Origin of the sequence: Microcoleus vaginatus FACHB-2002 (assembly GCF_040004035.1) — a bacterium.
Classification (GTDB): domain Bacteria; phylum Cyanobacteriota; class Cyanobacteriia; order Cyanobacteriales; family Microcoleaceae; genus Microcoleus; species Microcoleus vaginatus_C.
Genome location: NZ_JAMPLN010000017.1, coordinates 1 through 20,698, shown reverse-complemented (window position 1 = coordinate 20,698; position 20,698 = coordinate 1). Strand labels below are relative to the sequence as shown.

Annotated in this window: 11 protein-coding genes; 3 read left to right on the top strand and 8 right to left on the bottom strand. The window is 45.4% G+C overall.

Translation table 11 applies throughout. The annotated features are described in order from the left end of the window. Nucleotides 1-17: 17 nt before the first annotated feature. The 8 genes from NDI35_RS15900 to NDI35_RS15865 all read right to left on the bottom strand — a co-directional run bounded on the left by NDI35_RS15900 (nucleotide 18) and on the right by NDI35_RS15865 (nucleotide 13,655). Nucleotides 18-1,139 carry a hybrid sensor histidine kinase/response regulator gene (locus NDI35_RS15900; protein ID WP_445313581.1) on the bottom strand — a complete coding sequence of 374 codons (1,122 nt, stop codon included), beginning with the start codon at nucleotides 1,137-1,139 and terminating at the stop codon, nucleotides 18-20. 4 nt (nucleotides 1,140-1,143) lie between these two features. Further along, nucleotides 1,144-4,851, bottom strand: a complete 3,708-nt coding sequence (locus NDI35_RS15895) for a PAS domain S-box protein (protein ID WP_445313580.1) — start codon at nucleotides 4,849-4,851, stop codon at nucleotides 1,144-1,146. Between the two features lie 44 nt (nucleotides 4,852-4,895). After that, nucleotides 4,896-7,721: an adenylate/guanylate cyclase domain-containing protein gene (locus NDI35_RS15890; protein ID WP_445313579.1), complete on the bottom strand. Its 2,826-nt coding sequence runs from the start codon at nucleotides 7,719-7,721 to the stop codon at nucleotides 4,896-4,898. A gap of 57 nt (nucleotides 7,722-7,778) precedes the next feature. Next, entirely contained in the window at nucleotides 7,779-9,338 is a 1,560-nt protein-coding gene (locus tag NDI35_RS15885) for a PAS domain-containing sensor histidine kinase (protein ID WP_445313578.1), read from the bottom strand. Beyond that, nucleotides 9,335-9,871 carry a Rab family GTPase gene (locus NDI35_RS15880; protein WP_445313577.1) on the bottom strand — a complete coding sequence of 179 codons (537 nt, stop codon included), beginning with the start codon at nucleotides 9,869-9,871 and terminating at the stop codon, nucleotides 9,335-9,337. The genes NDI35_RS15885 and NDI35_RS15880 overlap by 4 nt, the downstream gene beginning before the upstream one ends. A gap of 2 nt (nucleotides 9,872-9,873) precedes the next feature. Beyond that, nucleotides 9,874-12,573 (bottom strand): OmpA family protein, encoded by a 2,700-nt coding sequence (locus tag NDI35_RS15875; RefSeq protein ID WP_445313576.1) that lies wholly within the window; start codon nucleotides 12,571-12,573, stop codon nucleotides 9,874-9,876. 6 nt (nucleotides 12,574-12,579) lie between these two features. Further along, nucleotides 12,580-13,188, bottom strand: coding sequence for a hypothetical protein (locus NDI35_RS15870; RefSeq protein WP_445313575.1), 609 nt, complete (start codon nucleotides 13,186-13,188; stop codon nucleotides 12,580-12,582). A 170-nt stretch (nucleotides 13,189-13,358) separates the two neighbouring features. Further along, nucleotides 13,359-13,655: a hypothetical protein gene (locus NDI35_RS15865; protein WP_445313574.1), complete on the bottom strand. Its 297-nt coding sequence runs from the start codon at nucleotides 13,653-13,655 to the stop codon at nucleotides 13,359-13,361. Between the two features lie 645 nt (nucleotides 13,656-14,300). On the opposite strand from NDI35_RS15865, the gene alaS reads away from it, so the two are divergent. The 3 genes from alaS (at nucleotide 14,301) to NDI35_RS15850 (ending at nucleotide 20,686) form a co-directional block, all read left to right on the top strand. Then, nucleotides 14,301-16,952, top strand: a complete 2,652-nt coding sequence (gene alaS, locus NDI35_RS15860) for an alanine--tRNA ligase (RefSeq protein WP_445313573.1) — start codon at nucleotides 14,301-14,303, stop codon at nucleotides 16,950-16,952. Between the two features lie 139 nt (nucleotides 16,953-17,091). After that, nucleotides 17,092-20,274, top strand: coding sequence for a CHAT domain-containing protein (locus tag NDI35_RS15855; RefSeq protein WP_445313572.1), 3,183 nt, complete (start codon nucleotides 17,092-17,094; stop codon nucleotides 20,272-20,274). A gap of 196 nt (nucleotides 20,275-20,470) precedes the next feature. After that, entirely contained in the window at nucleotides 20,471-20,686 is a 216-nt protein-coding gene (locus NDI35_RS15850; RefSeq protein ID WP_445313571.1) for a hypothetical protein, read from the top strand. Nucleotides 20,687-20,698 lie beyond the last annotated feature (12 nt).

The window sequence follows — 20,698 nt, the reverse complement described above, 5'->3', positions numbered from 1 at the left end:
ATTTTAACTGTTAACTGTTAGCTGTTATCGTCACCACAAAAAGGCAGCGCTACAATAAATGTAGTACCTTTGTCGATCGCACTTTCCACACTTATTGTACCGCCATGCAGGTCAACTATGTGTTTGACAATGCAGAGTCCCAAACCCGATCCTTTAATCTTGCCTACATTAGCACCCCGTTCAAACTGCTGAAATAGTTTTCCTTGATATTCCGGTGTCATCCCAATTCCCTCATCTCGAACGCACAAAATTATTTGTTGGTTTTCGCAGCTTAAGTCTAAACTTACCTTGCCGCCGTTGGGAGAATATTTAATAGCGTTTGAAAGCAAATTTGTCAGAAGGTGGTGCAGTAGTTTGGCATCAAGATTGGCGTGCAGCGGATTTGTGTGACTGCGGAAATGTACTAGGTGTTTGTCGGTGACGATAGGTTGCAGTTCTTCTAAAATAGAATTGCATAAATCCGTCGCATTGATCGGATTTAAGTTTAAGGAAATTTTCCCGGATTCTGCTTTGCTAAGCATTAAAATATCTTCCAGCAGCCCACTCATATTACTGACGGCTTTTTTAATCCGGTCAACATTTTTATTGCTAGTTCCGGGGTTTCTCTCCAAGTCGCTATCTTCTAGCATTTCCGCCGATAACTGTATGGTTGTTAAAGGAGTGTTTAAATCGTGGTAAGCCATAGAAATAAAGCGCGATCTGTTTTCGCTTTTTTCTGCTGCTAATGTCATTAATTTTTTCAGACCAACTGCTTCTTGATGTTTGCTCAGTGCTATCTTGATAGTGGCGTGCATTTCTCTTTCTTTAAAAGGTTTGAGCAGGTAGCCGTAAGAACCAGTATTTTCGGCTCGCTGCAAAGTTGCGTCGTCGGCATACGCAGTTGTATAGATAATTGGTATATCTAATTCTTGATTAATTATTGCTGCTGTTTCTATGCCGTCAATGTCGCCTTTGATAACTATATCCATTAAAATCAAATCGGGCCTTAGTTCGTGGGCGCGCTGGATGGCATCCGCTCCTGAAGAAACGATATCGGCGATTTGATATCCCAATTTTTCTAATTTTGGGGATAAATTTTTAGCAATTAATAGTTCGTCTTCGACAATCAAAATATTAATTGGTTTTTCGGCAAAACTCATATTGTTACAATCTTTGAAAGTAGTTTAACTCGTTAAATTTTAAGTGAAAGGAGGTACCCAATTCTCTGGAAATTTCGATGGTTCCTTCTAACTGCTCGGTTAAAGTGCAGACAACTTGAAACCCCATCGAGTGAGTTTTCCGAAAATCTAAGTTTTGAGGAAAGCCAATGCCGTTGTCCTTAACTAAGAGGTTAATTTCTTTATCGCCCGTTTGATAGCATTCTACACTAACTGTACCAGTTGTGCCATCAGGAAAAGCGTGTTTCAGGGTATTTGAAACCAATTCATTGGCAATTAAACCGCAGGGAGTAGCCGTTTCAAGATTTAGGGAAATTGGCTCAGCTAATACCTGCAACTGAATTTGGTTGTTGCTAATATTGTAAGAGTGAAACAAGTTACTTACCAAATCTTCGAGATATTCGCCAAAATTAATTTGCGCTAGGTTAGTCGAACGGTACAGTTTTTCGTGAATCAGAGCCATAGAATAAAGGCGATTCTGACTTTCTTCAAACATTTTGCTTACTTGCGGGTCGGCAACTGTGTTCGATTGCAATTCTAACAGACTGGCAACTACGCAGAGGTTGTTTTTGACGCGGTGGTGAATTTCTTTGAGCAAAATTTCTTTTTCTCTGAGGGAGTTTTTCAAATTTGCTTCCGCTTGTTTGCGATCGCTCAGTTCAGCTTGCAGTTGCTGGTAAAGTAGAGATTGCTGAATCGCGATCGCCAATTGATTCACCAACTGCTGAAATAAATTGATTTCCCATTCTTTCCAATCACGAGGACCATCGCATTGGTGGGCAATCAGCAATCCCCAAAGTTGGGTGTGCTGGATAATCGGCACTACTAACTTTGCCCTAACTTGAATTTGTTTCATAAACTCCACCACACAAGGTGTAATGCAGGGGTCATCTAGTTCCGAGATCGCAGAAATTCGCCCTTGCAAATAAAGCTGATAACTTTCAGGCGGAAAAACCTCTTCGCCAAAATATCTATCCACGAGTTGGCTGCATCCTTCTGCCACGGCTTCAGCAATGACTCGTCCGCCCCTTTTGGGTAAAATTTGATAAACCAAAACTCGATCGGCTAATAATACTTGCTGGAGTTCCGCAACCGTGGTGTTGAGAATTTCCTCTAATTGCAAAGACTGGCGGACACGACGGGCGATCGCCTCCACAAGCCGTTCTTGCTCGAACTGCTGCCCCCTAGCAAGTTCGGCGTATTTAGAATTGCTGATATCAGCGGCATAACCAATAATTTCGATCGGAATGCCCCTGCTGTCAACCAATAGTTTTAGTTCCGTCCTTAGCCAACGGTAAATTCCGTCTTGGTGCAGAAAACGATACTCGGAAATGCAATTTTTTTCTGCGGACAAATCCGAAAAATTTACTAGAAATTGTGGTCGATCTTCAGGGTGAATCCTGCTAGACCAAAATTTACAATCTGCTAACAATTCTTGGGGATCGTAACCAACGATTGTCTGAACGTTGTCGCTGATGTAAGTAGTACAAAAGTCCGCCATCGGTGCGGCTGTAAAAATTACCGCCGGATTAGAACCCAGTAAAAATTGCAGGCGTTCTTTTAACTGCTGAAATTCCATTTCTGCCCGCTTACGATAACTGATATCTTCGATCGCCCCCATGCTGTAGAGAGGAATGCCCTCGCGGTCGCGGATCAGCGTCACCGTCAAGTTTGCCCACATCAGCTCGCCATTCTTCTTAATCAAGCGTTTTTCGCTTTGGAAGCGAGAAATATTGCCACAGATCAACTGCTTGACTTCCTCTACATCTGCTTGTAAATCTTCTGGATGCGTGAGTTCACTAAAAGTCATGCTAGCCAACTCCGAATCGCTGTAGCCCAACATCTGGCGGTGAGCTTCATTCACTTTGATCGTGCGGAAGTCGCGCAGGCTTGCCAAACCCAGCGCGATCGGAGCATCGTCAAATAAGTTGCGAAACTTTTCCTCACTCTTTTGCAATGCAGCTTCTGCGTGTTTGCGAGCGGTAATGTCTCGGGCTACCCACATCACCCGATCACAATCCAGCGGCGAAATACTGGCATCAAACCAAAATAATTTGCAGCCAATTTCCATGCTGTATTCAACTCTGTGGGTTTGCCCAGATGCCAATGTTTGGCGAATGTGGGCTAGGGCAAAATTAGCTTCCGCTTCTGGGAAAATTTCGGCGAGGGTTTTGCCCAGCACTTCAGGAGCCGGTTTGTACAGCAGTTCGGGAGCAGTGGGGGCGATTTTGAGGTAGCGGCCGCTTGCGTCGAAAACCAGCACGATATCCGTCATGGCATTAAACAGCGCCAGCAGTTCGGCTTCGGAGTTTTGGAGTTTTTCTTCGGTCAATTTGCGATCGGTAATGTCGGTGTCAGTACCAGTCAGGCGGAAGGCCTTGCCAGAAGCCGATCGGATCGCGCTGCCGCGGGCAAGTATCCAGCAAATGCTGCCGTCTTTACGCAGCATCCGGTGTTCTATTTCATAAATTTCTGTCAAACCCTCTAGATAAGCATTTACTGCTTCGGCGACTGCAACTCGATCGTCGGGATGAACGTGAGACGCCCAATTTTCCATGCGGTTAGGAATCTCTGCGTCCTGATAGCCTAACAAAGCTTTCAAAGACGGAGCAATGTAAATTTCGTCGGTTTCCAAATTCCAGTCCCAAACCCCCACTTTGCCCGCCGATACTGCCATTTCGTACCATTGTGTCCGCTGCTGCACTCTCCGTTCTAACTCTCCATTGAGCTGCTGCAAAGCGATTTCTGCTTGTTTGCGATCCGTTACATCCCGGCCTGCAGCTTGATACTCGACGATTTGTCCGCTCTCGTCAAATATCGCCCGATCGATCCACTGCTGCCAGCGAATTTCCCCACTCGGCAAAATTACTCGGTGTTCGCAGGTAAAAATAGGGTTGTCGGGAGACACAGAAGTATATTGCTGTTGAAAAATTTCTCGGTCTGCTTCTGGCAGCAGGGACATGAAGCATTTGCCGAGTAAGTCGAACGGCTGCACGCCGAAATAACGGCAGTAAGCTTGATTGACAAAAGTTATTTTACCGTCTGGGAGGTAGCGGCAAATCAGTTCGGTTTGGTCTTCCACAATCGCCAGGTAGCGCGCCTCGCTCTGCCGCATGGCATTTTCGGCATTTTGGCGATCGCTGACTTTTTCTAGTTCACAATTGCCCTCTAACAGTTCGCATTGTTCCTGGAGTTTTGCCACTTCTTGATTCAGTGCCTCGATCCAGCTATACATTGCTGGACGAATCCTTTTTTCACTGACTATACCTACTGGCTGACCCCGTTCATCTACAATTGGCAAGCAATCGATCGAGTATTGACAAAATAGCTTGAATGCGGTACTAATATCTGTAAATTCTGATTCTTGTAAGACAATTAAATTCCGCGTCATTGCGTCGGCAACTTTCATGCCTTGCCATCCGTATTCGGCGGTGGCTAAGTTCAGCACATCTTCCGAGCTTAGCAGTCCGACTAGCTGATTTTCATCGACAACTAAGACGCAATTAATCGATGCTTTTACAGTTTCGTTTGAGTCGGGAAATGCAGGTGAATTAGGCAGTGGGCAAGGGTTGCTCGTCTGACGCATCAGGGCGATCGCCTCTGCGAGGGAAGTTGAGGGCGCAACCGTGGCAAATCTACGATCGACAGCTTCGTCGGGCGATCGTAAATTTGCCGACAAATTAGCTAGTTCCATTAGTCTTGGTCAAAAAGTATTGCTAATTAACTTTAGCAATACTTTTAGTCATCAGCCAGATGACTGATGACTGATGAGCTGCCTGATTTTCTACCAATGAGAATATAAGTTTTCATTCGCCCTTTGCCTTTAACTTCAATCATTCCTCGCTCCTGAAACAAATATTTATTTTCCAACAAGTTATAAGTAGTTTCGCTCACTTGAATCCGCCAAGGCAAACCCTGAGATTCCATGCGGGAAGCAATATTTACCGTGTCGCCCCATAGATCGTAAATAAACTTCTTTATACCAATTACTCCGGCAACAACCGGGCCGCTGTGAATGCCGATGCGGATGCTAAAATATTTATTATGACTAGCATTAAATCGGGCTATTTCTGCTTGCATATCTAGGGCCATTTGAGCGATCGCCTCTGCGTGGTCTGCCCTGGGTTCAGGCAGTCCTCCAACCGCCATGTATGCGTCGCCGATGGTCTTGATTTTCTCTAAACCGTGCTGTTCGCACAAAAGGTCGAATCCTGAGAAAATCTTATTTAGGAGATCCACAAGTTCGATCGGATTCATGACGGCAGACAAAGCAGTAAACCCCACAATGTCGGCGAACAAAACAGTCACTTCCGGAAAGTATTCGGCAATAGTAGTTTCGTTTTGCTTGAGTCGTTCTGCTATTGCCTTGGGCAAGATATTTAACAGCAGCTTTTCTGATTTTTCTTGTTCTTCCCGCAGGGCATCTTCTGCTTGCTTGCGTTCCGTAATGTCGTGGTAACTCCAGACTCTCCCGATAATTGTATCTCCCAGTCGCTGCGGTTGCGAATAGCGTTCAAAAAATCTGCCATCTTTAAATTCCAACAAGTCGTAACTTTCGGCTTCTGGCTGCTCGTAAAGCGATTGTATTCTCTCTTGAAATGCTTGGGGGTCTTTGAGTTGGTTCAGGACAAAGGCGATCGTTGTGGGGTCGTCTCGCACTGCCATCACTTCATTAGGTATGCCCCACATTTCCACAAATTGTCGATTGAAAGTGACGATTTTTCCGCTTCTGTCAATCGCTAAAATACCGTCCGCAGTAGAATCAAAAGTTGCTAGCAGCAGAGACACAGATTTTGCTAGGGCGTCTTCGGCCATTTTTCGAGCAGTAATGTCTCGCAAAATAGCGCGAATCGCTACTAGCGAACCTGCCGCAAATTTACAGCTTATGCTCCCTTCAAGCAAAATTTTTTCCTGATATTTAGTAATAAATGTGAGTTCAATAGAGTCTGGATACAATGTATTTTCATTGACCGTTTTTTGGGTAATAGCTTGATACAATATATCCAGAGACTCTGGGGAACTGTTCGGATGAATGATATCAAAAACAGTCATTTGAGCAATTTCTGCTTCAGTGTAGCCCAGAGTTTCCCGCCAAGCCCGATTTACATACAAAAAATGACCGTCTGCTCCAATACTTTGAATTAAGTCAGTAGCGTTTTCAAATAAGTCTCGGAGTTGTTCTTCGCTTTCCCGCAAAGCTATTTCCGCTTGTTTGCGCTTGATAAATTGACCGAGTTGGCTGCCGATGGTTGCCATTATCTGGAGCAATTCTTCATCAAAACACTGCACTTCGCGGCTGAATAAAATCATCACCCCCAACACAGATTTTGCAGAATTTTCCGGGTCGTAGTCGCCCACAATTGGAAAACCAAAAGCTCCGTGCAGTCCTTCTTCAGCAGCGATTTCGCGGCGTATACAACTGTCGCTTTTTGTGACATCGGCAATCCAGTGAGAGGAACCGCTGGCCCAAACGACACCGGGTAATCCTTCGCCAAACGCACAAGTCATTTGTTCGGTAAATTCTGCAAATTTGGGGATAGAAACTGACCGTTTTGTCCAACTGGCGACGCAGCGAAGCAAATTGGGGTCGGAAACCGCAGTTATTCTCTTAGTTTCTGACAGCAGTTTTTCCCCAGCTTCTGGCATCCAAAGTTCGGCAGTATCCCATCCCAAGCTGTCACAAATTATGGGGAGAATTGCTGCTATAGCTTTTTTGATTGTTTCGGATGCCGACAGGATGCGAGTGGTGACGTACTGAGTTATTTGTCGCTTGCGGGCCCGCTGTCTATCTGTGACATCGCGGCCGATGTACACGAAATCTTGAAGAGCGGGCCCAGAGCCAGAAATACCTTTAATATCAGTTGAAATCGCCGTACAGGAAAACGAAACTGTTAGCTTTTCTCCGGTTTTTGCCGTGCAAATTACTTCAGTGTTAGTTTGAGATTGCTGAGGCTCCTCTTGGCTGACTGCTTGCAAAGAGCAGCCAAATGCAGCAAGAGCGTCTATTTGCTGGCCTACTAATTCTGATTCGCTGTAACCGAACAAATCTTGAGCCGCTTGATTGACTTTTTTAATCTTTCCCGAAGCTGTTGTTACCAACAAAACTTCGGCCATTGAAGTAATAATTTTTTCAACATAATTATTAGTAGCCGCTAAGGTACTCAATAAAATATCCATTTCATTGGTAGCTTGCACTAGAGTTTGTTCTAAAGCCATCCTGTCGCTCACGTCTTGAAAAAATATAATTAATCTCTTATAATTCTCGTCATTGGTGAACTCCACGATATACATATCAAAATAAAGCCGCGAACCATTTTCTAATAGTCGCGTCATCGCTTTTAATTCAAAATTGGGCAAACGTTTTTCAAAAATATCGATTAAAATTTCTTCAGTTCCTACTAATTCGGGAAAGGGAATGCGGACATCGTTGCCGGCGACTACTTCCTCGGGACAGTCGCCAAACCGCTGCACTTTGATAGAGGTTTCTTGGATTAAAAAGTCTTTATCCAGTGCTAGGTACTCCAAGTGGGGGGGGACTAACAGCTTTTTTAACAGGGTTTCCATGTTGAATTTTTAGTAGTGAATGCGCCCTCTATAGCGCACTATCTAAAATTAATCTATTTATCTGTGTTGGTAAAATGGAATTTTGACTATAAAAGTAGTGCCTAACCCTGTCTCGCTGGAAAATTCGATTTGACCTCGGTGCAATTCTACGCACTGCTTGACTATGGATAAACCCAGTCCTGTACCGGGTATTTTTCCGACATTTTTGGCTCGATAATAAGATTCAAACAGTTGTTCTTGGTCTTCTATAGGAATGCCAATGCCTGCGTCTTTAATTTTAAATATAGCTTCTTCATTATTCTCACAATTTAATTCAAAATAAATATGGCTGTCCATCGGCGAATATTTAACAGCATTTGACAGCAAATTTGTCAAGATGTGCCGCAGCAATTTTGCATCTAGTGCGGGCAAGTTTTGCGTTTCCTGCGAGTCGGTATCATTTTGTTTCGCGGGCGTAACTAATTCTTGATAAATAAAGTTAATTGTATGATTTTTTCCATAACTAATTTTAATTGATTCTACTAACTCGCTGCAAAAGTTTTTTAAGTCAACTGGTGCGGGATAGAATTCGAGTTTTCCTGCTTCGGCGCTGCTAAGCAACCGCACGTCCTCTAATAGCTGAGCCATTTGTTGAGATGCTGATTTAACGTGTTGCAGGTATTGTTGTTTTTCCGCGTGGGTGATTTCGTCGCCGTAGTCTTGGAGGATTTTAGTAGCAAATAATACGGTACTTAAAGGATTGCCGAATTCGTGAGCAATCATTGAGAAAAAACGAGATTTTACCTGTCTGAGTTCTTGCTCTTTTGCCAAAGAGCCGCGAATTTCTATTTCTTGTTGTTTGCGTTCTGTGATGTCCCTGCCTATATAAATAAAATCGTAAAGTCCCTCTAATTCTGTCTGAATTGCCGAACAGGAAAATTCTACCCAAATTTCTTCTCCTGCTTTAGTAGTGCAGACTATTTCTAGTTCTCTACGTAGCTCTTTCTGAGACAAAATATAGCGGTGGCGAGCTTGGTAAATTAATGTGTCTTCAAGTAATATTAAAGATAGGGGGTTGCCGATCAATTCTGCTTCGCTATACCCAAATAACCATTGGGCTGATTGATTGATTGTTTTGATAGTTCCTAATGTTGTTGTCACCAACAAAGCATCGCCCATCGAACGAATAACTTTATCTATATAATCTTTAGAAGCCGCTAAGGCGCTAACCAAAAGATTAGCTTCATTCGCGCTCTGAATCAACGATTGCTTCATCACCATCTTTTCGGTAGTATCTTCAATCAAAATTAGCAATTTATTTGGCACATCTTCTTCTTCTTCTTCTTCATATTTGATTGCCAACATATCAAAGTATAAAGGACGGTTCGGGTCGGCAAACCGGGCGATACCTTTGATTTCAAAACCCGGCAGCCGTCCCATAATGATAGACATGAGGATATTTTCAATGCCAATCAGTTCGGGAAAACTGATGCGAGCATCTGCACCGGGTATTGCATCGCCCGGAGTATCGGCATAGTGCTGCACTTGGGCGGAGGTTGCCTGAATGATAAAATGGTGATTGACTACAAAATACTGTGTTTGTCGCGGCCCTAACAGCTTTCTTAACAGGGGGTTCATACTTGTTCTACCATTGTGTAAGCTAGTTTGTAGAAAATTTCGTCAACGTCTTTGCCTGTTTTAGCAGATGTTGTGTAAACTCCTATTACTTTGTCTTGACTTATCGAATGGGATATTTCCACTAGCAGCGCCAATTTTTCCTCGTCAATCAAGTCTACTTTGTTCAAAGCGACGATAATTGACCCTTTAGGATTGACTGAAGAAAAAAGCTGAATGTGTTCGGAGATTCGCTCAACTGTTTCGGAGCGGCTGACATCGGCAACGATTAAAACGCCGCTAGCTCCCTGCAAGTAAGTCGGTGCTATTCCTTTGAATTTTGTATGCCCTTCTAAGTCCCAAATCAGCAACTTTGCAGTCACGTTTTCCCGCTGTTTTACCCCTTCTAATTCTACGATTTTGCTGGAAATTTTTACTCCTACTGTGGAGAGGTATTGGTCGCTGAATTGCCGATCGACAAAACGGCGGATCAGGCTGGTTTTGCCCACGCCAAAATCGCCGATCATACACATTTTTTTAGCTATAGTAACTGACATAATTATTTACTGTTTATGGTCTTAGTTATTGGTTCAAATACCACGCATCTGCTTAAAAGTCGTGGTTGATTGGGTTCCACGTCGGCAGGAGGATGCGCGACGCCAACCGTTTGGAGGCGCTTTGGGTCTGTACCCTGCCGCACTAAAGCATCTCGCACTGCTGCGGCACGCTTGAGCGACAACTGTTGATTTGTAGCAAGTTCCCCGGTTCGATCGCTGTGCCCAATTATCTTAATCTGTTTTTGAGGATATTGATCCATGAAATTTTTGACACGGGCGATGATTTCTCCATGTGTAGAGTCTAATGTTGCCGTTCCTTGCTGGAAGTAGATGCGGGTTGTAATTTTCAGCGGCTCTAATTTAACTGTGCTAATCACCGATTGAACACCGGGAATTTGCTTCAGCGACTGAGCTATTTTCTGTCCGTCTGCACCCTCTCTAACTGTCCCCTCTACAGTCACTTTACGATCGCCATACCGCGTAGAAATAGAAACGCCCTCTTTCTGATTCAAAACGGCGGTAATCCGCTGCACCTCAGCCGCCGTCAAAACTGGATCGGGGGGGACATCTACAGCTATAATTCTATTATCTAATTGCAATTTCGGTGCAGTTGATGCGGCTATTTTTTCGGCTTGTGCCCGCAATTGTTGATTGGGCAACTTACCGGCTAGCTTTAAAGTTTTGCCATCAACTGCAACATCTAAGCGGTAAACTGCTAATTCGGGAGTCGATGCTAAAGCGGCGATGGCATTTGCTTCGAGCCGGCGCTCAACGCTGCTGCGGTACTGATAAATTCCCCAAGGTACTAAGATTAAGCTCAAGGCTGCTAAACTGATAGCCACTAGGGCGAGCGGGGGTTTTGTTGATTTTTCCGTTTGTAGCGGGTCGAATAAAGTTTTTATCCACGGGTGCAGCGACTCCGGTATAGTACCGGGGTCGCCGTTAAACTCGTGAATTACTTGAGCATAATTAAGGATGAGATTACTAACGGTTTGTCGTATTTTTTGGATGAACAAGTTTGGCGGTTCTCCTTTAATCACGACGGCTATGTAGCAATATCCCGCTACTTCTAGCAGAATTTTTGAGTCGCCGTATTCAATTTGATTTAGTTCAGAAGATTCTCCCGGCTGCACGAAGCACTCGTTAACAAAGCTGCGAATAGCTGTGAGCATTCCTGCTACCATTTCTGATTCTAACTGGTAGCTTTCTGAGTTTTGAACTTCGGAAATAATCAAGCCTGATGCTTTGTGAATTAAGAATGCTGCTTGGACGGTGAAGGGTACTGATTCTTGGAGGATTAATTCAGCTTCGGAGACTCCTTTTACTTTGGAGCGAATTTTTCTTTTGAATCCTTCGACGCTGATGGCCGTTGACACTTTTTCATTGATTGTCTTGATAGCTTCTGCCATGTATCGGGAAATTGTACTGCCAATTACGGGATAGAGCGCATCCACCATAGAGTCGCGTTCGAGTTTTATTTGGGCTGTAATCGCTTTGCCCATTTCCGGTGCGAGGGCTTGGGCGATCGACTCTTGGTCGAGGCGAATTTGCTCTTTAATTGCTAGACCCATTTCTGGGGCGATCGCCTTAGCAATATCCGCTGGCGAATTCACTATTTGTTGAGCAAGTGCCTCGGGAAGCAGCTCAGCTATTGCCGCACTCATTGCCGACTTGTTTTCGTGAGTTTTTGCCCTAATCACTTCGTCAATAATTGGGACGATCGCGTTGACAACTTCTTCTCTCGAATCAGCAATTTTGCGGCTGAGAATTTCTGCGATCCAAGGCAACATCAACTCAATCAACTCTTGGGGCTCGTAGATTTGGTGCTCCAATTTTCCTAATTTATCGTCGATTGTTGCCATCAGGTGGCGCACCCCCGGCAAATCGTTTTCTGCCAGCAGACTTTTCACTTGCTCGATATCCGAGATTTGCGAGCCGAACATCAGATTTTGCAGCCTTTCCATCGCGCTGTCGGCTTCATTTAAGTCCTGTTTAATTTGTCCTAATATTTCTGTCGGCTGTTCTAGTAAGTTTGGGATTTCTAGATCCGAAGCCCCCGCAGCATCTAAATATCCAGTTTCTGGTGGAGCTGAGACTGTGGAAACTCTGGGGTCATCGGGAATTTCCGAGGATTTTGACTCGGTTTCGGGAGGGGAAACATCCTGTAAATGCCGATCGAACCCGTGGGATTTTTGAGCCTGTACGTACTGTAGAGAATCTTTCATTGTCAAGTTAGACAATTCCTCGACAGGCTCTAATTTTTCCTCCAAATCCGGCTGGGCGATCGCCGAAACATCTATAGTTTTAGCTGAGGAATAGTCTTTTTCCAGTTCTGAAGTGTTGAGTTTGTGAGTAGCCCACAGCAAACTTTTGAACTCGTCTGCAACAGGCGGGGAATCGCCAGACTCCGGTTGGCGAGATCCAGTTTCGGGTACACTCGCTGCAACTTCCTCTGGCGCTTGATCAGAGATACCTAACAAATCCATCAACCCGCCGAGGGCCCCAGCTTGATTTTTTTCGTTGCTGCTGTCATCTTCAGGCTCTGCATTCTGCTGGTTTGAACCTGCAATAATTTTGAGATCGACTAACAGATTCAGCAAGGGTTCTAGCTGGGTTGCTGCATCGGCAGCAGACTCGTCAGATTGAGAAACAAAACCCTCTAACTCATTTTCGTCAGCCGGATTTTCTTTCGGTAAAGCCATGCGTTATTATCCGTTATGGTGGCGCTCCGGCAACAGAAATTCGGTATTTAACTTATTATCCGCAACGCCTTTAAGTTCGGGTACAAATTCTGTTCCTTTGAGCCTCATGCCGAGTTCAAACAGAATTTCTGCCATGTCGTCTCTAGAAACTTTAACATCTCTGAGCATGGAAAAGCGACGATCGAGCTCTTCAAAAACCTGTGTTTTCAAAGTGCGGCTTTCTTCAGATAGTCGATCTCTGGTTTTGGAGAGTTCGTCGCGAAGCGAACTGGTTTGATTGTCGATCGCCTCGTCGAGGGCTTCCATGCTGCTGGAGAATTTGCGGTTAACGCGATCGATTTGCTGCCGGATATCGGCGCTTTCTTCTTGGGTGTTTGAGGTGAGCGATTTAACTTTCTTTTCTAACGAATCAACTGCCACCTTCATTTCTGAGGACAGAACTGTTTTCACTTGTTCGATGCGAGCTTGCATATCTTGCTGCATCATCGACAAGTCGGAATCTATTTTATCGAAGCGGTTGTCGTATTCTCTAAGCTGCGCTCCAAAAATTATATCGCGAATCTGGTCGATATTTCCCAGCCGTTCGCGCATTTCTTCTTTAGTTATTTCGGCCATGCTTGTACCTGCAATCTGCGGACATTGTGAGTTTAAGAACTGTGCTAGTGATTTACGAAATTTGTTGGTGGCACTAGCTTTTTTGACGGGGCGGGCTTTTATTGTTTGAACTCTCACCCCTGCGTCGGGGATGGGATTTTTTAGAGTTTTGACTCTAAATATCCTGAGATTCAAATTTTTGAGCCGGGTCTTGTCACCAAAAATGGCGGTTTGCTATCCTTGCCTTGCACCAAGCTCAGAGAAGCGTAGACTTTGCTGCTATACAGCACAGCGCGGTAGGTTTTAATGTCTTGACTGACATCCTCAATGATATAGCATCTTGACAGTGCCTGATACCATAGCGCTTGATCCCCGGCAAAAAGCGGGGCGCGCGCTCCACGTCTAATTATATATAAGATATAACTCAAAAGCTGCACCGATCGCTCGCCGATCGGCTCCGAGGGATGTTGCGTTTGAGCAGAAAGCACTTATACAACCGAACTCTGCCCCTCGAAGCCTCTCCTCCTGCGATCGCCCTATAAAAATTCATAGGGCCCGATCGACAGCGATCAGACCCAATAATATGAGAACTTTGTTTTTTCTAACAAACGAGATGTTTCCGGTTGAGAACTGTTACTTACTAGGGTTTACAACTTGTGCAGCTTTACTTTTAATCCGCAACGACAACTAAGTCTGACTTGACTGCGGTTTGGCTTGACTGCTCGATCGGCAGTTCGCCACTATTCCAAGTTGTGTTCGGTTAATTTCTGCTGCGCCTGGGAATCTAGACCGGAGACACCATGCCTATATCCTCGAACTTTCTTTCTAAATATAGCGACCTCCTTTCTCTTTCTGTCCCGGTGTCTATTATTAAGTTAGCATGGCCTTTCCCAGGAGTAAAGCACAATTTGCAAAACTTGATAGGTCTTTACATTACTAAGTATAATGATATGAATATCCAAATAGATGTAAGTTAGCACTCACGCACTCCAAACCAAGAAACCGGGTTTTTCTACGGAAATTGAGGATTTTAAGCAAGTATTTTGGTAGAAAAACCGGGTTTCTGGACACCCGTGCGTAAGTCCTATAAATTCTATTGTTGCTACATCTTTACATACTTAAGTGTTTTTGTCATGTCTATTTCTCCTAAGTTTCTCAGTGGCAGCCAAATCCGCCAAACCTTCCTCGACTTTTATGCTCAGCGGGGACATAAAATCTTGCCGAGTGCTTCTTTGGTGCCCGAAGATCCGACGGTGTTGCTGACGATCGCCGGAATGCTACAATTCAAGCCGATATTTCTCGGACAGCGCACGGCCGAATCACCGCGCGCCACGACTTCTCAAAAGTGTATCCGCACCAACGACATCGAAAACGTCGGTCGCACCGCCCGCCACCACACGTTTTTTGAAATGTTGGGCAACTTCAGTTTCGGGGATTATTTCAAGAAACAGGCGATCGCCTGGGCGTGGGAACTTTCCACGGAAGTTTTCGGTTTACCAGCGTCCAATTTGGTTGTTAGCGTTTTCCGAGAAGATGACGAAGCTTTTGCGATTTGGCGCGATGAAATTGGCATTCCGGGCGATCGGATTCAGCGCATGGGAGAAGATGACAATTTCTGGCAATCCGGCCCGACTGGCCCCTGCGGCCCGTGTTCGGAGATTTACTATGATTTCCACCCAGAGAGAGGCGACAATATTGACCTCGAAGATGATACCAGGTTTATTGAATTCTACAACCTGGTTTTCATGCAGTACAATAAAGATGCAGAGGGCAATTTAACACCGCTGCAAAATCAAAATATTGATACTGGCTTGGGACTGGAACGGATGGCGCAAATCCTCCAGAAAGTCCCCAATAATTACGAAACAGATTTGATTTTTCCGATCATTCAATCGGCGGCGGAAATTGCCGGGATTGATTACCACAATAGCGATGAAAAAGTCAAGGTTTCGCTGAAAGTAATTGGCGATCACATTCGGGCTGTGGTGCACATGATTGCGGACGAAATTCGCGCGTCGAATGTTGGTCGGGGTTACATTTTGCGCCGGTTGATTCGCCGGGTGGTGCGCCACGGGCGACTGATTGGAATTCATGGCGAATTTACGGTGCGGGTGGCTGAAAGCGCGATCGCCCTTTCGGAAGCTGCTTATCCGAACGTGCGGCGGCGGGAAGCTCAAATTAAGGCGGAATTGGCAAGGGAAGAGGCGCAGTTTCTCAAGACTTTGGAACGCGGAGAGAAGCTGCTGGAGGAAATTGTCGATCGCACAAAACAGCAAACCAACCAACAAATCAGCGGTCAAGATGCTTTCACTCTTTACGATACCTACGGTTTCCCCTTAGAACTGACTCAAGAAATTGCTGAGGAACAGGGAATTTCTGTGGATTTGGACGGCTTTGAAGCGGCGATGAAGGAACAGCAAACTCGCGCTAAAGATGCTCGCCAAACAATCGATTTGACTGTGCAGGGTTCTTTGGATAAGTTGGCTGAAACAATCCAGGGAACTGAGTTTGTCGGTTATGCTGAATTGTCGAGTTTAGCTGAGGTAGAAGTTATCTTGGTTGACGGCAAATCTGTCGAGGAAGCAGCCGCCGATACCGAGGTACAAGTTGTGTTGAACCAAACGCCGTTTTATGCAGAATCAGGCGGACAAATTGGGGATAAAGGTTATTTAAAAAGCGGAGATAATGGTGATGGCTTGTTAGTAAGAGTTGATGATGTGAAGAAGGAATCGGATTTCTTCGTGCATTTCGGCTTTGTGGAACGGGGAACGCTGAGAGTGGGCGATAGTATTACTGCGAAGATTGACAATAGCGGTCGCCGCCGAATTCAGGCTAACCACACAGCAACTCACTTATTACAATCAGCTTTGCGGAAAATTGTGGACGATTCGATTTCGCAAGCTGGTTCGCTGGTATCGTCTGAGAGATTGCGGTTTGATTTCAATTCTCCGCGCGCTGTCACAGCAGAAGAGTTGCAGAAAATTGAGGATTTAGTTAATAGTTGGATTGCTGAGGCGCACGCTGCGGTCGTTGCAGAAATGCCGATCGCCCTTGCGAGAGAAAAAGGCGCGACTGCGATGTTTGGCGAGAAGTACGGCGACGTGGTGCGGGTTATCGATTTTCCCGGCGTTTCGATGGAATTGTGCGGCGGGACTCACGTCAGCAATACGGCAGAAATCGGGCTGTTTAAGATTGTTTCCGAAGCGGGGGTAGCGGCGGGAACTCGCAGGATTGAAGCGGTTTCTGGTCAAGCTGTTTTGGACTATTTGAATGTGCGCGATAAGGTGGTGCGCGATTTGGGCGATCGATTTAAGGCGAAGCCTGAAGAATTGCCGAACCGAATTACTAATTTGCAGAATGAGTTGAAGGATACTCAGAAACATTTGGCTGCTGTGAAGTCGGAATTGGCGATCGCGAAATCCGACCAGTTGCTGAGTGCGGCTGAGGATCTCGGCGAATTCAAAATCATTGTAGCTCAATTGGGTGATGTGGATACGGAAGCGCTGAAAATTGCGGCGGAAAGATTGCAGCAAAAGTTAGGAAATGCTGCGGTTGTTTTGGCATCAATTCCTGAACCGGACAAGGTAAGTTTGGTGGCTGCTTTTAGTCCCGAAGTTAATAAGAAAGGATTGCAAGCTGGCAAGTTTATCGGGGGAATTGCTCAAATTTGCGGCGGAAAAGGCGGCGGGCGACCTAATTTGGCGCAAGCTGGGGGACGCGATGCAAGTAAGTTGCAGTCAGCGCTGGAAAGTGCTCGCAATCTGTTAGTTGAAGGGTTGGGTTAATTCATCCCCGCGCCGAGCCCAGAAACCGGGTTTTTTCGACAATCATCGGCCAACACCCGAAAACTCCCAAAAACCCGGTTTCTTCATCCCCGCGCCAAGCCCACAAAAAATGTACAATATCCCAAACATGGGTAGTGCAATGAAAAGCAAAAAACACACCTATTTCGACCTGATCGAATCCCTGATCAACTCCCCCAACGAAGAAGCACAAATCGCCATCCTGAAAGCCAAGAGAAAACGGATCGATGATGACTTTGCGGGATTTTTACGGAAGTGGGTAACTAAAATCCTAGCAGAAAAAAATTTCCGCCAAGCTAGAGACATTATTATTAATATTGTCAACTTCAGTAACTTGATTCAAGAGTTTCCACTGGGTAGCAAAAGCAGCAATAGGGAAATTGCCATTGCAGGCTACGAGGTGGCACTGAAATTTTTTAACCGATATGATGATCCCGAAAAATGGGGAGAGATTCAAAATAATTTAGCAACTGCTTACAGCGACAGAATCAAGGAAGATAGAGGAGAGAATATCGAAAAGGCAATCGCATTTTATGAAGCAGCTAGTGAAATTTACACCCGCCCTGCTTTCCCGCAAAATTGGGCGATGACTCAAAATAATTTGGGAGAAGCTTACCGTAACAGAATCAAAGGAGAACGGGGTGAGAATATCGAAAGGGCGATCGCCTTTTATGAAGCAGCTTTACAAGTTTACACGCGCCCTGCTTTCCCGCAACAATGGGCGATTATTCAAAATAATTTGGGAGAAGCTTACCGTAACAGAATCAAAGGAGAACGGGGTGAGAATATCGAAAAGGCAATCGCATTTTATGAAGCTGCTTTACAAGTTCGCACCCGCGATGCTTTTCCCCAAGATTGGGCACAGACTCAAAATAATTTCGCACTTGCTTACAGTAACAGAATCAAGGGAGAACGGGGTGAGAATATCGAAAAGGCGATCGCATTTTTTGAAGCAGCTTTACAAGTTTACACCAGCGATGCTTTTCCCCTAGATTGGGCGACAACTCAAAATAATTTGGCTGCTGCTTACTCTCGCAGAATCAAGGGAGAACGGGGTGAGAATATCGAAAGGGCGATCGCATTTTATGAAGCAGTTTTACAAGTTCGCACCCGCGATGCTGTTCCCCAAGAGTGGGCGATGACTCAAAATAATTTGGCAATTGCTTACAGTTACAGAATCAAGGGAGAACGGGGTGAGAATATCGAAAGGGCGATCGCATTTTATGAAGCAGCTTTACAAGTTCGCACCCGCGATGCTGTTCCCCAAGATTGGGCGATGACTCAAAATAATTTAGGAGAAGCTTACAGAAACAGAATCAAGGAAGACAGAGGTGAGAATATAGAAAGAGCGATCCGACTTTGGGAAGCAGCTTTACAAGTTTACACTCCCACAGCTTTGCCAATTGACTGTCTGCAAACAGGTAGAAATCTAGGCAATTTAGGATTTGCAGAAAGTGTGTGGGAAACAGCCATATTCGGCTACGAAAAAGCCATCGAAGCAGTCGAACAAAGCCGCGAGTGGATAACATCCGACAAACGCAAACGAGAAATCATCGAAGAAAATCTCGATGTCTACGAAAAAATGATGCAATCCTGCATCAATCACCAACAATATGACAAAGCCCTGCAAACAATCGAACGCAGCAAATCCCGCTACCTAGTCGAACTCTTCACCAACAGCGAAATCTACCCCAAAACAGCCACCGAAACCGAGAAACAGCAACTCCAAAACCTGCGCCGCCAAATCGCCGCCTCCCAACAATTCCTAGAAACAGAAACCCCATCTCCTCCCCCTCTTTCCCCCCCCTTGGTAAGGGGGGGGCCGGGGGGGGGTCCCGAAGACTCTCCCTCACAACGCACAACCCAAACCCGCAGTCTCAGTCCCGAATCTTTCCAACAACAAAAAGCCAAATTAGAAACAACCTTACAGCAACTAGCACAACTGCTGGAACAGATAAAACAGCGAGAACCAGAATTCACCCTAACTCAAAAAGTCGAACCCATCGACATCACCAAATTCCAACAAACCTTAGACACCGAAACAGCAATCATAGAATGGTACATCGGCAATAACTCCAACTCCGACGATAGCTGGGGAGGATCAGCCTTCATCATCACCCGCGACTGCATAAAACCAGTCACATATACCACAACCGAAATAGCCGAATTAGAAACCTGGAAAAACAACTATCTCGACGAATACCGCAACAAAAATACCAACACAACCTGGCAAAAAACCCTATCCCAAAAACTCGAAAAACTCTCAGAAATCCTGCGACTAAACGAGATAATCGCCCACATCTCCCCCAACTGCAAACAACTAATCCTAGTACCCCACCGCTACCTGCACCTATTCCCCCTCCACGCCCTACAATTCACCTCAGAAACCCGATTTCAAGAAAAAACCAACTTTCGCGGCTACCTCCTCGACAGCTTCCCCGCAGGCGTGAAATACGCCCCCAGCTTGCAACTGCTGCAACTCGTAAAAAATCGCATCACCACCAGAAACTCCCCCCCACCAAATCAGCAACAACTCTTCGCCCTCCAGAATCCCACCGAAGATTTATTCAACGCCGACATGGAAGTAGAAACCATCAAAACCCGATTCAATCCCCATCAAGTTTTACTCAAAAAACAAGCCACAAAAATCGCCCTCAACGAAAACCGAGAAAACCTCTCAAATGCCAACTACCTGCACTTTTCCTGTCACGGCATTTTCAACTTTGAGTATCCGCTGCTGTCATCCCTAGTCTTAGCCGATTCCCTGGAACCGCAAACCTCACCCCCGCCCCCAGAGTCAAATCAGCCCGATGAAAAACAGCGCTATGTCACCCTACGCAGCGGCAGAAAAGCCATCCCAGAAAAATGCCTCACCCTGCGAGAAATCTTTGCCGATTTGCAGTTACCAGAGTGCAGTCTCGTCACACTTTCGGCCTGCGAAACCGGGTTAACCGACTCAACCGCAATGACCGATGAATACATTGGTTTACCCAGCGGTTTTTTGTATGCGGGTAGCATAAATGTTGTCAGCAGTCTGTGGGCTGTCGATGATTTTGCCACGGCAATTTTGATGATTAAATTTTATCAGGAATTGCCGGATGCAGATTCAGTAGCAGTCGCTTTGAATGCGGCGCAAAATTGGATGCGCGGTGTTAGTAAGGAGGATGTTAGAGTTTTGGTAAAATTGTTAAATTTAGATGAAAAATGGCAACAAGGTACGGAATTGTGGTTAATTAACTCGAATGAAGAACAGCCTTTCAGCGATCCGAAATATTGGGCGGCCTTCTGTGCAACGGGATATTAAGTTAGGTGTGGCATCAGGATTTTGTAGGGGCGGGTTTTACAAACCATATATAACGATGACCAACAATCTAGATAAACCCGCCCCCACCCCACCAATAACCCACATCAACCTGAAATTTGCATCGAATGTTAAAATGTAGATGATGATTTTTCGCTGGGTGGGGGCGGGTTTTTGAGATTGTTTGTTTCAGGCAATTATGGTTGGTGAAACCCGCCCCTTGTATCTTAAAAGAGTGAGGACGGTCGATCGCCACGTCATTGATTCGATCATACCGACAATCAGGCGATTGAGCCGACAATCAGTCGCTCGTACCGACAATCAGTCGCTCGTACCGACAATCAGTCGCTCGTACCGACAATCAGTCGCTCGTACCGATCATCGGTCGCTCGTACCGATCATCGGTCGCTCGTAGCGACAAATGGGT